The 261-nt window shown below is 41.8% G+C and carries 1 protein-coding gene; it reads left to right on the top strand.

Annotated features, from left to right (window positions below; all coding sequences use genetic code 11):
• Window positions 1-52: 52 nt before the first annotated feature.
• The coding region (locus SB773_RS32745) for a hypothetical protein (RefSeq protein ID WP_410594564.1) at window positions 53-261 on the top strand (209 nt) is incomplete at its 3' end.

The raw sequence follows: 261 nt of genomic DNA, 5'->3' as shown, positions 1-261 counted from the left end.
AATAAAAGGGACATGGAGTGATGCAGATAGTGACAAAGTGGACCTATACTATGTGCTGGATAAAGGTGAGCCAATTAAATTTGCATCTGGTGCAGCAAATGTTACTGATAAAGGGGAAGAAGTCAGCTACGAGCATACCATTCCAGCAGATGAATTATCAGTAGGGACGCATACTGTATATGTTTACAGTGTGGATGATACTGGCAGGCGATCAAACGTGGAAAAACTCACCTTGAACGTCATTGGACAAGTTAGTTTCAC

It is taken from the genome of Bacillus sp. SIMBA_074 (assembly GCF_046534555.1).
GTDB classification, from domain to species: domain Bacteria; phylum Bacillota; class Bacilli; order Bacillales; family Bacillaceae_G; genus Bacillus_A; species Bacillus_A mycoides.
The sequence above is the reverse complement of the archived record's forward strand: the minus strand, read 5'-3'. Positions and strand labels throughout refer to the sequence as shown.